Annotated in this window: 5 protein-coding genes and 1 pseudogene; 1 reads left to right on the forward strand and 5 read right to left on the reverse strand. The window is 57.5% G+C overall.

Annotation, left to right across the window (positions count from 1 at the left end):
• Positions 1-98 precede the first annotated feature (98 nt).
• Positions 99-332 (reverse strand): annotated as a pseudogene (locus H2O75_RS01285) (IS3 family transposase); the annotation flags it as partial.
• Positions 333-983: 651 nt separating this feature from the next.
• Between H2O75_RS01285 and H2O75_RS01290 the strand changes: the two are divergent.
• Positions 984-2,206 (forward strand): IS3 family transposase gene (locus tag H2O75_RS01290; RefSeq protein ID WP_182169478.1). Its coding sequence is split into 2 segments (ribosomal slippage): positions 984-1,269 and positions 1,269-2,206, totalling 1,224 coding nucleotides; the frame shifts between segments, so codons are not numbered across the junction.
• Between the two features lie 714 nt (positions 2,207-2,920).
• Here H2O75_RS01290 and H2O75_RS01295 read toward each other — a convergent pair.
• The 4 genes from H2O75_RS01295 to H2O75_RS01310 form a co-directional block, all read right to left on the reverse strand.
• Positions 2,921-5,212, reverse strand: a complete 2,292-nt coding sequence (locus tag H2O75_RS01295) for a 3'-5' exonuclease (RefSeq protein WP_182172604.1) — start codon at positions 5,210-5,212, stop codon at positions 2,921-2,923.
• Positions 5,209-11,376: a DEAD/DEAH box helicase gene (locus H2O75_RS01300; protein WP_220462749.1), complete on the reverse strand. Its 6,168-nt coding sequence runs from the start codon at positions 11,374-11,376 to the stop codon at positions 5,209-5,211. Before H2O75_RS01300 ends, H2O75_RS01295 begins: the two co-directional genes overlap by 4 nt.
• Positions 11,377-11,453: 77 nt before the next feature.
• Positions 11,454-16,055 carry a DNA methyltransferase gene (locus tag H2O75_RS01305; protein WP_182172610.1) on the reverse strand — a complete coding sequence of 1,534 codons (4,602 nt, stop codon included), beginning with the start codon at positions 16,053-16,055 and terminating at the stop codon, positions 11,454-11,456.
• Positions 16,048-18,804, reverse strand: a complete 2,757-nt coding sequence (locus H2O75_RS01310; RefSeq protein ID WP_259365273.1) for a DEAD/DEAH box helicase — start codon at positions 18,802-18,804, stop codon at positions 16,048-16,050. The genes H2O75_RS01305 and H2O75_RS01310 overlap by 8 nt, the downstream gene beginning before the upstream one ends.
• Positions 18,805-20,192: the final 1,388 nt, after the last annotated feature.

Below are 20,192 nucleotides of genomic sequence, written 5' to 3' on the forward strand. Positions count from 1 at the left end.
CCGGTCGGCGCCTACCTACACGTGCCGTTACCAGCGACGAACAACCGGATCGAGGGTGGGATCAACATGAATCGCTCTGGGTTTGGTGGAGACTCTTTTTATTTGATTCCGATCAGCACGTTGGGGGTGCTGGTAGCAGTGTAGTGGGTGTTCTCGAACTCGATCGGTGGTACGTCTGCGAGGTAGCTGTGAAGGCGTTCAGTGTTGTGCCAGTGGACCCGGCCCAGGGTGGCCAGTTCTAGATCCTCGATCGTCTTCCACGGACCCGGATGTGCCGGCCCGCGCACGAGCTCGGTCTTGTAGTATCCGTTAACCGTCTCAGCGAGAGCGTTGACGCTCCTATATCTGTCAACTCGCTTTCTGCAGTGGCATGGTGGCTGGTTGAGCTTTGATGAGGTGGTAGACCTCGCGGATGACGTAGCTGATGACGCTCGTTGAAATTCCCCAGTTCTGCTCATTGAATTTCCCCACCCGGGGCCGCTTCCGTTCATAGGGGCGGGCCTTCCTCGAAGCTAGTGGTATTCGACCACGCACGAGCTAGAGGAAGGCCCTGTCTCTATGTTGACACAGGAGGAAGCCGTGGATATCCACGCATTACATCGTCGGGGAATCTCTATCAGTGAGATCGCCCGAATCACTGGAAGAGACCGTAAGACCATCCGGTCATATCTGATCGGTAAGCAAGAGCCTGGCAAACGCAAGAAACCCGAGAGCTCGTTTGAGCCGTTTGTGGAATACGTATCTGCGAGATTGATCGAGGATCCCCACCTGTTCGCTCAGACCTTGTTTGATGAACTGCTCGGTCTGGGATTTCCTGGCTCGTATCAAACGCTCACACGCCAGGTCCGTGCCCGTGGCTTACGGCCAGCCTGTCAGGCATGTGCTCACGTCACCAAAAGGGCGAACGCTGTCATCGAGCACCCGCCGGGCGAGGTGATTCGGCCTGGGTTTAGTTCCGAGCTTTATAGCAGAATAGGAACACTATGCCCAGAAAGTATGACCCCGAACTGAAGCAGCGTGCGGTGCGGATGGTTTCCGAGGCTCTTCCCGATCACCCCACTCGCACAGCCGCGGTCCGTCATGTCGCGGACCTGCTCGGGGTAGGCGCAGAGGCCCTGCGAACCTGGCACCGGCAGGCCGAAGTCGACCAAGGTAAAAGGCCCGGCGTGACGACCGACTTAGCCGCAGAGAATAAACGACTGGAGCGTGAGAACGCTGAGCTGCGCAAGGCTAACGAGGTGCTTAAAGCTGCGAGTATATTTTTCGCGAAGGAACTCGACCGGCCACGGACGAAATGATCGCTTTCATCGATACTTATCGTGATCGTTTCGGAGTTGAGTTCCTCTGCGCCACGCTTCGTGGAGCAGTCCGTGGATTTATCACCTCCCGTGGATACCGTGCCGCGAAGAGCCGGCCCCCGTCAGCCCGTCAGCTGAAAGACGAGCTGCTGATTCCAGAGATCCAGCGCCTGCACAAAGAGCATTACAGCGTCTACGGACGCCGCAAGATGCATGCGCTCCTGAAACGACAGGGCTGGGACATCGGCCGCGATCAGACCCACAGGCTCATGAAACTCGCCGACGTTGAAGGTATTCGCAGGTCAAAGAAGGCTTTCACCACGATCCCTGATTCCGGCTTAGCGCTGCCCGGGGACCTGGTGGAGCGCCGGTTTGTAGCTGACCGACCTAACCAATTGTGGGTCTGCGACATCACCTATGTCGCCACCTGGTCCGGGTTCGCCTACGTCTCTTTCATCATCGACGTCTTCGCTCGTCGTATCGCCGGCTGGAATGTTGCCTCGACATTGAAAGCTGACGTGCTACCACTGCAAGCTTTGGAGATGGCTGCCTGGCAAAACGACGGTGACCTTGATGGAGTGATCCATCATAGCGATCACGGCTCGAACTACATGTCCCTGGTCTACACCAGCAGGGTCAATGAACTCGGCGCCAAGCCCTCTACCGGGACCGTCGGCGATAGTTTTGACAACGCGATGGCTGAATCGGTTAATGCTCTCTACAAGGCCGAACTGATTCGTCAGCGCGGGCCGTGGAAGACCGTGGAAGAAGTTGAGCTGGCAACCCTGGAATACGTGTGGTGGTGGAACAACAAACGCCTCCACGGTGAACTTGGCTACCGCAGCCCGCTCGAGGTCGAGACCGCCTACTACACTGAACAAGAATCCCGCCTGACACCAGTCCGGTGACAGGAAAAACGGTCGGAACTAAACCCAGGCCGAATCATAACTGACATTATTCCATCCTTGTTTCCAAGCCCAGGAATCTCCACCAAACCCAGAGCGATTCATCCATTCTTGGTGCCGAGCCCCTAATCAGCGATCACATGCTGGCAACCGACCCTGGTGGCAACACCCCCCCCGGATCATTGGATAGACAGGGGCAAGACACCATGCCAGGGCGACTGGCCGACAATCCCAATCAACACCCGCCAATCAGGACCTGTCAACAAGGTAACGGGGCACGAGATTCTCCTAACTTCCACTGGTCGCGCTCTCCCTCGCGCAGACCTTGGTACTAGGACCAGACTAAATAATACATTTGGTTGTGACATTCGGATTTTCTATAGACGCCGTTACGATGGAGCCGGGTCGTAAAGAACTGTTGTTAGCTCTCTTGACTAATTCCTAGCGTCCGGAAGTCATTTCGGGGCGCTTTGCTATCGTTCAGGATCGTCATCTTGTTTACGGGATAGTTTAGAAAGGCGACTTCTCAAGAGTGGCATGTCACTGTTGAGAAGTTGCCTAGGCCCGTTCTCCAGAAAGACTAGCTCCAAGAACTCGCAACCACAGTACGACGAACGCCGATTTATCGATGAGTGGGTTGACAGTAGCCAACTGTCCAGCCCGTGTTGTGTGACTCCCGTAGGGTTGTTGCAGGTTTATGTGGGTCACACAACGACTCTACGCGCGGGCGCTTGACAAAGTCTCGGCCGGTAGGAGCTCTGACGGCTCACCGTGCGTCGTGACCACGAGCTGATCGCGGGCACGGGACGCTGCGACATAGAGGAGCGAGCGTTCACGCTGGATAGCATCGCTCACCTCAGCGTCCCCCAGGTTCTTGAGGGCATACGGTTGTGGCATGAGGCCGTTGTCTACGCCGATGAGGACCACGTGGGTGAATTCCATGCCCTTCGCACCGTGCATGGTCATGATCTGGACCTTGGAGTTATCGGCGGAGGCGTGTGCGGTCTTGACGGCCCGGATGCCGAGTTCGGTCAGCGCGCTCGTGGCTCGATTGACGAGCGGATGTGTGCGGGCGAGGACCCCGATGTGGGCACTCGGATCATCGTCAAGCCATCGGGTGATGAGGGAAGCAACTCCTCCAAGTTCGGCCGCCTCACTCTGGAACTTGATGAGTCGCGGAGCAGGCCCGGAACGAGCGGATCGGTAGCCCTGAATGGAGTCCTTAACACCGTCAGCATCGATCCACGTGCCCTCAAGGACCTGCAGTGCGTAACTGAGGTTCTCACGGGTGGTGCGGTAGTTGAGGCGGAGCCTGCGGGAGGCGCGCCCGCGGGTGACGATACCGAATCGAGAGAGGACGTAGTGCTGGCCGTAAATGCGCTGGTGAGCATCTTCAGAGATGAAGATGTCGTTCTTCCCGGGGGCGACGCAGGCGCGGAGGAAAAGCCAGTGGCCTGCGTGGAAGTCCTGGGCCTCATCGACAAGGACGTGGTCAAATAGGTAGCTTCCATCTATTTCGGAGCGGCGAATAAGGACGCGTGAGGCGACAGCCGCGAGTCCCGGCCAGGTCAGCTGACCATCTCTGGCGGAGGCTGTCATGAATGTGGAGAGGATGGCCCACACAGCCTTACGTTGGCTACGGCTGAGGGCAGTGCCGCGGCCTTGGCGTGAAACGCGAAGATAGTCCTTTTCTAAGGTGATCCCGTTGGCGATGACAACGGTCTCGTATTCCTGGGCGAGGAATGTTTCGTTCGCGAGTGAGGGCGCAAGATCGGTCTCGGCCAGGTCGGTAGCGTCCGACCATGCGCGTGTTTCACCATATTGGGGGAAGGGGCGAACACTTGCGGTCTCGTGCCCGAGGACCATGGTGGTAGCCGCCCTGATCTCATCGGCTGACGCACCATTGAGGATGCCGATGACGAGGGCGTCGATGCCTGAGATGTGAATCCCAGGGTCGCCTGGCTTGTCTGCCACGGGATAGACCGGGTCCAATGTGCTCATGTGGTCCTTGAGCGAGTCTGCGAGTCCACGGGTATAGGTGGTCAAAAGAACTCGAGGGGGATGTTCTGCATCGCCCACGAGCCTATGTGCGCGGTGCACCGTTACGACAGTCTTCCCAGTTCCGGCACCACCGAAAACGCGTCCAGCACCAGAGAAATTGCGCTCGACGATGTCGCGCTGCTCGGGATGGATGAAGACGCGCCATTTGTTGAAGTCACCGGTCTCTAGGACGTTGCGAAGCTCATCGTTAGTCGCGCCTTCGAGGTAGGCGAACTCGAGCTGGGCGGCAGGGGACTTGATGCCCTCGATAAGCTGGGTGTCGGCTTCAGCCTCAGGAGTGGAGGATAGGCCAAGGCTGTCCTTGACCTCGTCAATGCTGAGGCCAGCAACTAGTCCCAGGATCGCGTCGCCTTCCCAAGCGGGATGGCCCTGGAGAACAGTATCTAGCTCCTCCTCGGTCGTCACCTCAAAGACGGCGGCAGCAACGGCATCGGAGATGCCGAGAGAGGAGACGAGAGTCTCCTCATCGAACCCTGCGGCAGTCAGCGAGTCACCCGGGCTCGCCACGGCTGGCGCTTGTTCAGAAACCTCGGCTTCAACCTGAGCAAAGGCATCCATGGCGGCCTGCTCGGCCTTGGCCCGTGAAGAATAGCCGGGTCCCGCATCCCCGATCTCGGGTGCGGTGAGTTCGATGAGCTCTGTGATGCCGTTGACGGGATTGATCTTGAGCGAGATCTTCTTGGCCTTTTCAATCGCTTCGTCATGCATGAGGATGTCGACGATGACGAAGTGATGCTGGTTCGCATCCCGCAATTCGAACATGACAGCCCGGTACTTGAGGTTCACACGGCCTGTTCGCACGCGGGGATCCACTGTGCCATGGATGGGTTCGATATGAAGAGCCGGCGTGGACGGATCCTGCTGGAGCTTCATCAGGAAGTCCATGGCTTCCTTCTTGAGGGAACCATCAAGGTCGAGCTTGTGGTGAATGGAGAAGGATGCACTCATGACTTGCTCCCAACGAGTAAGCGGGCGGGAATGGCGTGTGAAGTGAGAGTATCGGCGTAGAGGATGTCCCACCCAGACGTCGTCAGGCTCGTTTCAACAGCACTATCGGAGTCTTCAGCAGTAAAGAAGATGATGACCTTGTGGTTAGTCCACGCCATGACGGTGGGGACGCCCTCGTGTTCGTCACCGATCGAGTCGGGTTGTATCGCTCCTGCTGATGCCAGGATGGCGATGGCAGGAGTGACGTCATCATCGTCAACGTACTCGTTCATGATCTCTTCCCAGATCGAACCAGCTCGTTCTGTCTCGGATGCCACCGTAGGTTCAGGATTTTTCGGCTCAACGTCGCTCTCTGTCGTGACATCAACGTAGTCAGCAGAGAACCAGACCAGGTTGGCCAAGTTGAGGAAGTTGTTCCACGATTCAAGATCGACAGCGGTGTCCGGCACATCGAAGAACAAGCGTTGAGGTTGAGGCAATCCTCCGACGACTGTTGCTGTCATCGTTATTCCCTGACCGGGATAGTCCATGATCAGACCTCTCGGAGTCTTCTCTGGCGTTGTTGAAAGAATGGTGTTGAGGGCGGCAAAGGGTGCCATCTTGTCCCATAGCGGTTCTGTTGGACGTGTGAGGTAGGTGAGAAGTAGATCGAACTGTGAATTGCTGACCAGGTCGAGATCATCTGGACCCATGTTCAGATGTTGACTTGCGCCCTGTGCCGTCCTGAAACCGCCGAGCCACGAGGGTAGTGTGCCATCAGTGGTCCGGTCCAGATCTGCCGACGTGAGCGAGAAGGGCTGAATATGCTGGCTGGCGAGCCAGCCTCGCTTCGCAATGTCCCCCCGAACCCGGTGATGACGATCCGAGACATGATAGGCGGCGCCATCGAGGTACAAGGCCAGGGCCCTGGACTGATGGTTGATCGGCTCGAAGTAGAAGTCTGGGATCGTGCGGCCAAAGTTCTTCTGCTCGGTCATGCGCCACTTGGTTCCGTTGCGGAAGGTGACATCCCAGGTTCGGACGCCCGCGGTATTCCGCTCGACGACCTGCGCCTGATCGTCGTCGAGCCGATCACGCAGCATTGTCCGGAAACGGATCTCGAGGGCCGAACTTTCATCGATCGAGGGGCGGGTCTCCTGAACCTCCCACGGCACGACCTCGCCATCATCTCCGGTGGGGTGGAGTAGGTCCTTGATACAGGCGATGGCGGTCTCACGAGACGTTGAACCTATCATGCGTGGTGGAGCGTAGGGGAGCAGGCATGAGGGGCAGCAGAGGCGCTCGGAATCATCGCACGTGCATTCCTCAAGCTTGGCCAGCGCGCACTCAAGAGTCATTCGAACATCCGCGGGCCGAGAGAACTGCTTGAGGTAGCCCGTGCCACCTGGAACAAGATCGTGAATAAGGAGAGCGTCGACTGTACGGTCGTCGCCGGGCACTTTGACGGTCGTGATGTTGAGGTGCATGGGGTCAGCCCCGAGAACTTCCTTGAAACCCAATCGGATGGCCGCGTGCAGAGACGACATCGTGAGCGAATCAGAGCCAGCCGTGTACTTAGCCGGCAGATAGACAAGGACCCCCTGCGTTCTAAGATTGCGAGCTAAAGCAAATGCGACGGTGTCTTCTTCGGTCTTGTCGCGGTAGGTGCACCACGGCCGATGGTCAAAGCGAGAGTTTGACCCGGCCGCTGAATCGATGTGACCGCAATGGCGGCAGACACGGAAGAGAGGAGCCGAGTAACGGCGCGAGGCAAACTCGCGTTCCTCACCGCTCCCTCGGCCTAGGTTCAACCACCGGATATCGACCGTACGAAGGTACTGAGCACCGAAGCCGTTCTGAACGAACCACTGATCGATCTCAACGTGCTCCGGCACCATGAACCCGACGTGCATGGAGAACATGACCCGCGTGCGATCTTCGGCTGTATCAGTGATCGCAGACTTTGTCTGTTCGACCTCGGCCGAGACCTTCTTCATCGGAAGAACGTCAAGCAGGGCTCCACGGTCAGCGAAGCCTTTATGGCCACACCGCGGGCACGGACGCGGGCCCTCAATGTCGACCTCGTTGTAGGAGCACGACGGGCACAGTCGCCAAGACTCGATCGCGGATCCCAGGTGCCCGATCTCGACCGAGTCGATACTCGCGGCGACGCCCTGAGCATAGAACACGGCGCCCGGAGCAAGCTCCTCAATAGCCGTGGAAATACCACGTCGGTAGTCGAGGACTTCGGTGTTGAACACCTGCGTATGCGGGTCCATCTTCGACACGGAGACGGACAGGTCAACAGCATCATCAAGTAGCGTGAAATTGGGAAGTAGACCAAATCGCTCGAGCGAGCTCACCCAATGTTCGTCGGTCAAGTCCTTCAGCAACTTGTCGGTGTGCCACAGGGAAGCGCGGGTCGTCCTGCGCTCTTCTTCTAGCTCGTCGTTGTCACGGTCCTCGACTGAATCGAGTTCTGCTTGCCGATCGATCAACCGCGTTTTGCGTTCACGGAGAGTGCTGCGCTCGGTGTGCCAGTCATCTTGAGCTTGCACCAGGCTCGACCGGAGTGATGAGGTGCCGGTACCGCTTGCCCAGTCACGGAGATCTTTGACCGTCGCATCGTCGACATTACGGGCAATTGATGCTTCGAAGCGATCAATGAGATTATCAACGCCACCGTCCAGCCGCTCAAGTAGAACATCAACCAGGTTCTGAGAGGCGGGAGCCTTGGCAAAGACATCTCGGGCCGTGCGTAGCAAGGGGAGGCGCGCATCAATATCCGTGGAATCGATGATGAAAGCGGTGAGCTGGCGCTGGAGAATCTCCACGGCGGACAGAAAAGCGGCGGGCGGAGCGACCGAGCCGGAAATAATTGATAGTGGCTCATTGAGCTTCGGCAAGGTCTGCCCGCGGCCCTGAACGAGGGCAAACGCCAGGGAATTACCGGTCAAGCGGCCGGCGCGTCCCACTCGCTGAACATAGCTGGCGACCGTATGGGGCAGGGAGGAAAGCATGACCGTGGACAGGTCACCGATATCGATGCCCATTTCAAGCGTCGGTGTCGCAACGAGAACGTTCGGACTATTCGGAAGCTGATCCGATTCAGTACCTCGGAAAGCGTGCTCGAGCCCCTGGCGCAGGTCCTTGTCGAGAAGGCTCGTATGTTCCCTGGCGATCACGGTTCCGGGTTCGGTCGCTGAGTACAGTTTCCGGTAGTAGTTGTCCTCTATCGGGGTCTCTCGGAGCCGACCGCTGCAGGCGAAGGTGAGGCAGGGAGCATCGACGAGCTCTTCCCGTACCCGGCTAGCAACGGCGAGGTGCGAATGGCAGATTTCGCACTCCAGCACACGGGGATCTTCTTCGATGGTGATAGCCACTGATTCGGGGAGGATCGAGTACACCGTTCCACCCGATTTCGTTGTATCTGCACGGAGGATGTCGAATGATGCGAGAGACTCCAGGAGGCTTCGCATAGCCCGGGCGGCAGCATCGACGGGAATCTCCAAGAATTGTGCCGTCCACTGAGCATAGCGGCCACGCGGACTCGCCACCGCTGACACACCATGGTCCTTTTCACGTGACAGCTTCGAGGAGCTAACACGTGGAAACTCTGGTGCGCCACCTGGAGGGAAACGAGGAACACCGCGGGCGCGGGACTGCGACCGGTTGAGCTGGTAGCTGTTAGCGTCGTGGGAGATATAGGTGCCAAGCCAGTCATGGTAAAGACCACCGCGAAGGCGGATCATCTCAAGAATGCCCTGCGCCCACGGCACGAGTGACTCGCTATCTCGATCAAAGTCGAAGACACCGAGAGAAGCGATAGCCGCCCGCGCACTCTCCATGAGGATGTTCTCCGGTGCGATCACCTGAGTGGACAAAGAGCCGGTCGAAACGAGCGAGCGAGCAAGATGTGCGCGCTGGCCGAACTCAAGGAGGAGATCAAACTCGAGCCTTGCCAACGCATTCTTCTTTGCTTGGCTGCGCTGATTCGACGGGTACTCGGGGGACCAGAATGGACGGAAGCTATCGTAATCGGCGATATCGGGAGGTAGGAGTCCGTACCGTGCCCGGTTATCCTTGCCAGCCGACTCAACGAGCAATGGAGCGAGCTCGTGAAGACGAATTCCGGATGATCCGACGTGCTTGCGAGTCAGGGTTCGCAACGCAAACGTGCGCGACCGAGACTGCACGAACCCAGCTCTGTGGGCTGCGTCCTGAACAGAGTCGGTAAAAACGAGCGTCTTCTTCTCAGATCGGTCCAGGCCGGGCATACCAAACAGGTTGGATAGGGAGACGGACAAGAGGGTGGCGACGGAGGAACCGACGTATCTGATCGCATTGGTTTCCCCGCATGAGGGGCATGTGGAATCGGCGGACAGTTTCGAGGCGTCCTTGCCGTTGAATGTTAAAACCGGGATCGAGGCGAGTGAGTCTTCTTCTTCCTCTGTGGGTTGACGTAGAGAAAGCTCATTAGCTTGGGTGTGCAACCACATGACCGATGCATCATCGTCAGCCTTTCGTGGGCCTGTGACAGGCTCATCATGTGCGAGCGCGTACCGTTGCTCCGGTGTCGCATCAATCAACGCGCGCTGCAGATCCTTGTTGAAGATCGAGGACTGACGGATTGTCTGCTGATCGAAGTTAGGAATGTTCGTTCCGGCGTCAAGTTTGACCATCCACCCTGATCGTCCACAGATACGGCAGTAGCACGCGGGCAGCCACGGAGCCTGATCATGGGAGGTTTCCGCCGGCCCATCATCACTCCAGCGGAACATGGCACCTGACTCAGGTAGCGCGGTTGCCCGGTCAATACGAGAGAGTTCGCGGAGCCACATGTGGACTTCCACGCCCGGGAAGCGTTTACCGCCCCACGAATCCTCCTTGCCCAAGCTGGAGCGCATGAACGACATGGCGGACAGAGCATGGGTGATGAACTGTTCCGCCCGCTCAGCACCGACACGGCGTGCTGTCTCGCCCAGCACAACGTTCGGCAGGGATTCGACCCTATCCAGATCCCGGTGATGGAGGGGAGCTGCACTTGCTGCGTGGATCAAGAGAGCTTCAGTGAGGGGGTGCTGTGCGGCGGCACCAATAGCCGAGTGGAGCTTCGGTTCACATCCCCATACCTCGGCGCAAAAGGCATAAAAAGCTCGCTCTCCCTCATCACCATCACCCTCATCAACCGCTCGTAGAACAGCCTCAACGATGTCAACATCGGGCATACCCGAGGTTGACGTCAGGGTGGGGGAGCCGAACTTCTCGGCCATCTCCTCCTGCCATTGCGGCAACGACACCATGGTTTCGGACACGACGCAATCGGACGTGAAGGGCCTACCGAATACAGTTTCCGCGAAGGCGAGCATCGGCTGATCGTCGCCCTTCGCACCCAGTGTCGCCGACGTTGCCACCGGAGTGATCTTGCCGAGCGGCCACGGGAATGAACTCTTCTCATCGTCTGCTTGGAAGGCAGAAATCATGAGGCCTAGACGGCGCAAGAGCAAGGCGACATCTGTACCCTGCGCGCCGTCATACGTGTGGAACTCATCGAGAACCACATATTGAAGGGTGGTAGCAGAGTGCTCCCAGATCTCCCGATCAGCGGGACGAAGCAACAGCTGATCCAACATCTTGTAGTTGGTCAGCAGAATATCCGGTGGATCAATCTGCAGCGTGTCGCGGCTCTTCGACGTTGACCGCTTTCCGTTGCGAGTACGCGAGACGCGGGTCAGCTCACCCGTGTAAATGCCATAGGAGACGTCATCGAGTTCAGGGTCAGACTCGAAGAGAGCCTCGAGACGATTGAGCTGATCGTTCGCCAACGCGTTCATGGGGTAAAGAAGGAGAGCCTTAACGCCCCGCTGTCCACGGGCCCTCATGCGACGAGCATGATCGATGATGGGATAGAGGAAGGCCTCGGTCTTTCCCGAACCCGTCCCTGTCACGACAAGAGTCGGTTCCGGTACTCGATCCTGCTCCCCATCGAACGAGCGAAGTCGGCGGAACGCTTCCGCCTGATGCTGGTAGGGAGTGAACCAGGAAGGCATCCACTCAAGGACACGCTCCCAGTTCTCTGCCTGAGCGTAGGGCAGGCGGCACCGAACGTAGGGGCCGTGGAACATGCCTGTCTCCGGGTCAGAGAAGAACCTCTTCAACGCCTCAGCAGTATCGTGATCAGCCAACGAAAAGCTCGTTGACAGATACTCACTTACGCCATCGCGAATATGACTGGCAGCATGAACCGGAATCAGGCTAGTCATCAGCTACCTTCCGCTAGTTCCTTCTCGAAGCGGGCGTACGCCTCCCTCATATCCGCCTCACGATCAAGCTGCCGGAACGGATACTCATAAACATACGTCACACCCGACTGTGGATGTGTCCACGAACGATCCTCAATCGAGAGTTCCTCGCCCTTGGCAGCCTTATTGCGCTTCAGGACCTCCTTCGGCACCTTCCGCCCATTCGCATCAAACCGATCCTCGTGGTCATAACGCCTCATGACAGGGAACTGAGTCCGATAGATCATGCACAGCTCATCGGCAGTTACACCCAACGACAGGGCCACCATCGCGTCAATCTCGAGTTGTGCCTGACGGCGGTCTTCATCCTTCCGCAACGGCGTCTCCATCGTCCAAGCTTCTCCCGTCAGCTCCTCCCAGAGGGGAGCATACGCGCGGGTGAGACAGTTGAGGCGGAGGTATCGATGGGAAACCAGATTTGTGAAGGCACCACGTACAAACGGTAGGTTTCCAATCAAAGACGGCCATAGATTCGTGCCAGCACTCCTAACCAGGAAGTCCGCTAAAAGCGACGATTGGTATGATCCACACGAAACCGTATTCCGAGCCTCAACTTGTTTAGGACTGCCGGCAGATATGACGCCATTAATATGGCAAGTTCCTGGTGGTAGGAGCGCGGGGTAGAGAGTTCTGAAACCCGTAGTTGCAGCCATTTGTCTCCAGGCAACTCTAAAGACTTTGCGTTGTTCGACCAGTTCGCCGTGCGGCAAGGGCCAACTTCCATAGTCAATGTCATATGTTGGTCGAGTTTGTCTAGAGGGTTGTAAAGCCGTCGCCGGAATAAAGTCCTCGTCCATCGCTTCAAGGTCGATCTCGGCCCAGTCCTTGTTGCTCGACATGGTCGGATTGGGTTGCTTCTGCATCGGCAGGCTGACACCCAGATGTGGACCCTGGACTATGACGTCGTCCCACGATGCAGGGTGCTTCCATCCGACATCGAAGTACCCGGCCTTCTTGTCGATTGATTCATCCCATCCTCGAGAGAACTGCAATCCAAGCTCTCGAACCCGAGGAGCCTCAGCGAGCTTCTCAAGAACGGCCGCTGCCTCAGTGTTGACTGTGTAGACCATCCGAGCCTCGCTGACGGGAGTGGACTCGTCTTCGAGTATAGAGTGCCAGATCTTGAGGACATCTGGGGTGATGCGTTGGATGCGATCCTTGTGGGGGCGGATATCCCACTTGCCTTCGTCATCCTTCAAACCGGGAAGCGGTCCGGTCCCGTCATGTGCAAGAGACTTCTCGACAACGGACGGATGGTAGAGCGAAGCGGCGTTGAGGAAGGTAGGCTCATCTTGGCGTCGCCCATATGAATGGATGCCGTAGGTGACGTGGTTGTCAATATCGAATAGTTTGAACTCGTTGACGAACTGCCAGTGCCTGCGCAACCGTTCATAAGCACCCCTGCGAAGACGTGCTGCCTTCTTCTCGGTGAAATGCGATTCTGGATGGATCAGTGAGGTGACGCCCTCTTTGGATGAGTTCTCCCAGGTCTTCGCCATGAAGGCGCGGTAGAGGTCTGGCTGTTGTCCCTGGAGATGAGGGTAATTACCTACCGAACCTAGGTAGGCAGACGTTGTCACCGTTTCACCGATGCCCTGGGTGACGCCACCAAGAACGGAGGTGTTGAGGGAATGTAGATCGCGGCGCGACCGCTTCTGGGCTTGGGTGGGCTTGTGTGCCAATAGGAACCACGGGTCATGCTCTGCGTAGAGAGCATCGAGGTCGGTGCGAGGCCGCACCCACGGCGGGTTACCCACCTGCAGGTCAAAACCGCCGTTGGTGAAGACTGCACCGAAGTCGAGATCCCAGTGGAAGAATGCTTGGTCTTGTGCTGTCTCGATGACAGTGGAGAGCCATGGATGATCGTCGAGGATGGTGGCGATGGGCTTGGTGCCCATGGCCTTGATGGCGAAGTCTTCTTGGGCGTTGAGTTCATCCCAGTCGATGGAGGTCCCGAGCCCGATCTGGCCGTGGCTAAGGTGACGATCGACTTTACCCGAGCGTCCGAGAATGTCAGAGAGAGTCTCTAGCCATTCCTTTGTGTCCGGCAACTGTGTTATTGCTTCGCCATTGTCGTCGAACGTGATGTCGGAGAGGGGCCAGAACCACATGGCTGCCCACATGTCCATGACCAGCCTGAGGCGCCGGTAGGCGCCGTCGGGGTTGCCGAAGAGGTCGGCTTCGATCTCTTCGCGAGTGACGTTCTTAGCGGTGTGCCGTGCCGGGCGATGCCACAGATCAATATCTCGACGGATCTGGTCTTCAGCGATCTGAATGCGGGTGAGGGCGAAGCGCCACAGGTCCTCGACACGGCGAGAGAGATCTTCGAGCTGCCTAAGTTCGGTCTTGGAGAACTTGCGAACGATCTTCTTCCGCCAGTTCTTCAACACCTTCTGCTGGTCGCCAGCAATCGACTTGAGATCCTTCGCATCCGATGCTGCACCCCAGCCCTTGGCGGGCAGAAGGAAATGGTAGATGCGGTCGGAGAGGGAGTCGAGAGGGGAGTCCTTCTCGATTGCCTGCGCAAGGTCGGACAGGGGTTCGCGCCGGGGTATCGCGTCGAAGTGCTGGTTGGTGGCGACCTGCTTGAGATCGTAGGTCGACCGAGAGGCTCCTATGAGGGAGTTGCCCTGGCGTAGGTGAAGACCGAACCACGGGGCCTTGAGATCGGCTGTCATAGTGTCGAGCCAGAGAGAGATTTCCGCCAGTTCGACTGCCGTGGAGTTAAGGTCGACACCGTAGACCTGGTGCAGGGCGATGTGGGCCTTGACCTTCTGGAGTTCAAGAGTGCGTTCTTCAGGGCTAATACGCTCTCCGACTTCATCCTGCTTGAGCTCGAGGTAGAGGTTGGCGAGCTGGCGTACGGCCTCGACGGCGAACGCGCCGGAGCCCATGGCTGGCTCGCAGATTGAGAGGGTGAGAACATCCTCGGATGTCGTGAGTCGTCCCTCTTCTTGAAGGACTTCGATTGCTTGACCGACGGTGAACTCGGTCAGAACCTGGGGCGTGTAGAAGGATGCCGAGCGCTCGCGGTCACGCGAGGACTGACGAAAAACGAACGAACCCTTGGGGTGACGGCGGCGCTCCCGCTTGGTACCGCCCTCGGGTGCCTCGACCTCGACCATGACGAAGCTGTCCGAGTGTACCTCATCAACCTTCGAGACGGGCAGAACCCAGGAGCCCTTCTCAGGGTTGCCCTTTGGGGCAACTTCGTAGAGATCGTCTTCGGCAATGAAGCCGGTGTAGGACATGAGGCCCTCGTACACCTGACCGAGTTCGGTGACGCCTAGAGTGGCGTAGGAAATGAATCCACGGTCTTGAGTGGACTTGCGAGACAGAAGGAGGTTCTCGAGGACGTCGTTGAGAGCCTTATTAGTCAGGCCAACCTGATCGATAAGGGAGGTGGCCGTGGACTGGAAGAGATCGGCACGGAGGTTACGGAAGGCGAGGCCCTCGGTCGCCTCCGCATCGAACTGAGGGTGGAGCTCGTCCTGAGGATCGTGGCCCTGGTCAACCAGGTGGAAGAGCACGTTGAGAGACTCGTAGAGGTGACGGCCCTGCTGGGCCTGGTGGGAGACCGGGGGATTAAGAATGAGTTCGCGAAGGCGGGTCAACCCATAGCCTTCGTCGTATTCGGGTGAGCCGGTCGGAAGGATCTCGAGTTCCGGGGTGGCCTCAGCGAAGAGGAGGAAGAGGATGCGATAGAGGTAGCGCAGTGCCTGCTTGGCCAGTTCGTTGCCGTCAATCTCGTCGGTCAGTCCTTGCACGCGTCGCTGCTCGAGGACGTCGTTGCCGATGAGTTCGATGGACTCGCGGATCGCCAGACGAAGCTCACCCGAGACCTTGATCGCGTGGTCGCGTGCCGACTCGAGGACCTGGGTCCACCAGGTGGTGCCGTCGGCCGCCTGCTCGGTGTTCTCACGGGAGAGAATGCAGGAAACGCGCTGAAGCTCACCCTTGGCCTTGGTGTCGTTGCGTTCGGCGGCGAGGGCAACATCAACGGCAAGGTACCGTCCGAGCGGTGCTGACTCACGTTCGTAGAGGAGGGTCCAAGAGCCCGCGGTAACCACAATGAACTGTGGTGGGTTCTCCGACAAGAAGATCGTCCCGACAGCATTCTTGACGGCATACTCCTTCTGTTCCTTGGTGCCGAGGAGGATCTGGCCGGCAATCTTGGCCTCCGAAGCTTCGGCAGGGTCCTCGATTGGCTCAGCATGAATCAGGTAAACCGAACCCTGGTATCCAACCCACGCATCAATTGTCAGATCGTCACCGTGGCCTTCGACCATCACTGGCGTGGTGCGTCCGTAGCCGAAGGTTTCGGCGAGGAGGTCGCCTGGGTGATGGTCGTCTGGCGTGGCGAGCTTCGTTTGAAGCTCAAGGCGCCGGGAGAGCAGTCGCGTTAGCGGAGACGCCGTGGCATGAGCCGCCTCGTTCTCCTTCCACTCCTTGATGCGAGTGGCAACATCCTTAGTGAACGACTCGCCCTTTGTGTCATCAGTCGTGAGGTAATGGTCAGAGATCCATTCATCAACGTTGACGATCGATTCAAAATCAGCCACGGCTGTTCTCCTGTTCCGGTACAACAACGACGAGGGGACGGATAAGGCGCTGGTCGGGCGCGAGAGAGGCGACAATGCCTTCCTCCTGATCAATAAGTTTTGATGTCGTTCGGGCCCGTCCACCTGCATGCTCTATCTGATCAAACAGTCCACGCCAGGCACGCGCGCGCTCGCTCCACGAGGATACCTTCTCTTGGGCCTGGTTCTCGGCCGCGATCATCATCGGCTGGATCTGGCCCTCGGTGGCCCCTACTGCTTCGGTCATGAGCTTACCGATATTATCCGGAACCCTCGTTGATCCAGTATTGACAGCATCTTCGCCGAGGCCCACACTCGTCAGCCAGGCGATGGGATCAGAGACGACTTGAGTGTCAAAGTAGCCCGATGACGCGACAAAGGCGCGGGAGACAACCTGCCCCCGCTTGTTTGTCAGCGTTGCCATGAGCAACACGGTTGGTGCGGCCACGTTTGCGGAGACCGCGGGAATCGAGCCACGGGACATATGGGCGAGGGCGTGATCGGCTGCCCACTGAGTCACGACGTGGAGAGGGCCGAGATAGTGAGCTGTTGGCCACGTGGACCCACCAATGCCCTTGCGGGCAGCATCGAGCAGATCGCGGGCTTGACCGACAGATGTCGCCAAGGTGAGCTTCTCCTTAACCCGTCGATCCGCGACGTAGTCCTGGGGAAGGAAGTCGAGGCGTCGGCGCAGATCAGGGCGGGGGACAAGCTCGATGATGTCATTGGCGTGACGTTCAAAGGAGACGCCACCAGCCTTTTCCGGCTTCTCTGGGACATCGTTGAAACCCTCACGGAGAGCATCCGCGAGGTAGTTGGCTTCCGAAAAGTACAAGCTCACTGTCGGAGGTTGGGTCATGGGCTCGAGGTGGTTGGGCTCGTCCGGGATCTCTGCGAGTTGCTGGAGAAGAAGGTCAATGTCGTCGAGCCCACCGAGATCATCGTCAAGCTTTGTCGGATCAGCAACCACCTCATCGAAGTCCTTCGACCCGCGGAGCACGTCACGAATCTCGTCTTCCTCCGCGCTCACCGAATGTTTACCCATGAGTGCACCAGCATCGCCGATGAGCTTGTGTGCTTCTGTCTCTCGCTCGATGAGGCGAGTGAGGACATGGACTTCACCGACGGAACCGGACTCTTCCGGGTCCAGAATGAGGGAGAAGATCTTCGGGCTGTGCTTCTGCCCGTAGCGGTCGATGCGGCCGTTACGCTGCTGAATGCGGATGAGTGACCACGGGATGTCGTAGTGGATGAGATGGTGACACATGCTGTGAAGGTTGACGCCCTCGGACGCCACATCGCCCGTGACGAGAATGCGCAGAGGGGAATCTTCCTTCTTAAACTCATCGACGATGTGCATCTGCTGTTGGTCAGTGAGGCCGCCATGCATGATATCCACTGCCCCCGCCTTCATCTTCAAGTCCCTGGCGAGGTTCTCCTGAAGCCAGTGCAAGGTGGCGACACGTTCAGAGAAGATAACGACGCGGGTCGGTGAGGACTTCGAGACGCCGATCTTCTTGAGTGTCGACAGGAGTTCTTGGTACTTCGCCGATGTGGCTGGCGTCAGTTCGTCATTCATCGTGATGAGATGCTTGAGGTTCGATTCTTCCTCGTAACCTGAGCCTGTCACGTTCTTCAGGCGGTTCTTCAAGGTTTCTGCCAACGCTGCCGGCGACGACAGGAATGCTTTCACCAGGACCCACGGGAACAATGCATCCCTTCCGGAGTGCCCCTTAGCTGGTCGAATCCACGTGTCGTGGAGTTCCTGGGCGATGTTGTTCTCGATGTTCGAGGCCGGAACAAGAATGTTCTGCGGTTCATCACGGACGGCCCATTTGTCGCCGACGAATGGACTCACTTCAGCGCTGTGCCGGTGGCGGCGAATGATCAGGCGGTTGGCGACTTCGTGATCGATAGACCCATCGGGCAGGACGGAGGTTGGGTCGAGTAACCGCAGGATTTCCTTGAACGAGTCCACATTTCCGTTGTGCGGGGTTGCCGATGCGAGGACCATTGCTTCAGTGCGAGGGGCCAGTGTCCTGGCAAGCCGGTTATTCTGAGTGCCGGCTGTCGTCGCGTTATGAATCTCATCGATCACGACAACATCCCAGTTCACCTTCTCCAACTGCGCCTGGTACTTCGGGGACTTCAGCGTGTCCATGGAGATGATGACCCGCGGATAGTACGTGAACGGGTTGCGGGATGCCGGGAGCGTACGACGGACCTTCTGAATGCCCAGTGAGTCCAGGCGCACGAGAGGAATAGCGAAACGTGACCACAGCTCCTGCTGGAACTGTTCGAGAATGTGCTTGGGGGTGACAACGAGGATGCGCTCGCCACGACCGCGGCGAATGAGCTCGGTCAAGATCATGCCGATCTCGAGCGTCTTACCCAAGCCGACTGCGTCGGCTAGAAGAACACGGGGTCGCGGATTTTTAGTCGAAAGAGCCTTCGTGACTGCCTTCAACTGGTAGTCGAGCGGATCGAGTAGCATGCTTCGCGCAACAGACAGATCCTCCTGGTAGAGGGGAATCGGGGTCTGGCGCAGTGCCGTTTCGAGCCAGAGGCGTGCACGACGGTACTTAGGTGATGTATCTGCAACAACCTCGACCTTGGTCGGGTCGAGCACCTCGATACGATCAAGGGCTGAGTAGAAGGTCGCTTCGTGGTCACGGACGTACTCCGAAAGTCCTCGGACCTTAATACGAATTCCGTCAGTTGCCCTCGCCACTGAGGTAACCAACCACCTCTCGTCTCGAACAATGATGTTGGAGCCAGGAGCGATCGAAAGCTCGGATGGGCTTTGGGTGAAGTCGGCCATGCATAACAAGATACAGGGCATACGAAGCGAAATGTTCTCCCTTGTTCAAACACTGGCAGTGGCTATCATCTAAAGCGAGAACGCCGCAGTTGCATTCGACTTAGACTACTTGGGACTGTTCATTACTTCTAGAGGGCTGCAGGTTAGTTCGTATTCCTCATGAGGTTGGTTTTCGAATCCACGGCGCACTCTCCGGTAGCCGATAAGTGTGACCTCGCCGACGCCAAAATCAGGGCTAAGGTGAATAATCTCAAGCCGAAGAAGAGCTAGACCACTTTAATTCGCACCTATTGTAACTAGACCCGCGCACGAAGCCTCATAATTGACTTGAAGCACCACTAGAATACGGGGGTGGCAGCCATTCCTGGGCTACATGACCCCAATAGAATACGCCTGAGCAGCATAGAGACAAGTAGAACGAAGTATCATGTCGACTGGACCTTAAACGGGGGTAGGTCGAAACCTGAGTCATCGATGTAAGCCCGCGTGGGAGGATTAGACGTAGATGTTTAACCTGAATATTTCTTTTTTCTCGGCAAATTCAGAAGTAGCATGGCGCAGTTCCGATGGCGGGAACTCACCCGAGAAGCAGGCCCAGCGCGTCAACTTCATCTCCTCCGGGACTGGTGATGATGTCGGTACAGATGGCTTTTGGAATAACTTCAGGATAGGTCTATTTAACGCAAGTGACGAACCTGTTCATGATATTCAGATTAGTTTTTACAGGAGAATTCGTCATGCGGCACCCGGTTCTGATGACTTTTATCGGTTCGAGGCAGTAGGTGATCGTGCTGATTCCAGGGTTTCCTGCCTATCGCCGGGGGAACAGTTCGTTGTTCGGGTCCCCGTGGAGGTTAGACCCGAGCCCTTTTCCGTAGTTGACGAATTTGTATTGGTGACGTTTGTTGACTCCGGTGGAAGGACGTGGTCCAGGAGGTCCTCGGATAACCGGCTCGCGTTGGAGTATCCGCGAACTGATGGATCACAGTGGTATAACAAGTTGTTCCAGATGATAGTTACTAGCAGTAAGCGGCTTGAACGCTGGTTCCTGGAAGTCACAGGGCGGGTTGCGGTCCAGCAATTGCGGCGCTGTCCGAATCGTAAACCGTCCGTAATAAGTCTAGTCGAGAGTCTCTGGGGATATTGGCCAGCAGGAGGGTCCGAGATCAATTGGCTGTTGGCTGACGACGCGCCAGCGCATATGCGGTACATTCTACCGTCTGGTGACATCGCAGATTCACGGATAACAAGGTTAAGTAAATTTCTATATAGGCACCGTTAGCTCCAGTGAAATTTTA

The sequence above is a fragment of the Flaviflexus equikiangi genome (assembly GCF_014069875.1).
Classification (GTDB): domain Bacteria; phylum Actinomycetota; class Actinomycetes; order Actinomycetales; family Actinomycetaceae; genus Flaviflexus; species Flaviflexus equikiangi.

Excerpts from the sequence above, each read along its gene's own strand:
- H2O75_RS01295 (WP_182172604.1), bottom strand. The coding sequence starts at position 5,212 with ATGAGTGCATCCTTCTCCATTCACCACAAGCTCGACCTTGATGGTTCC.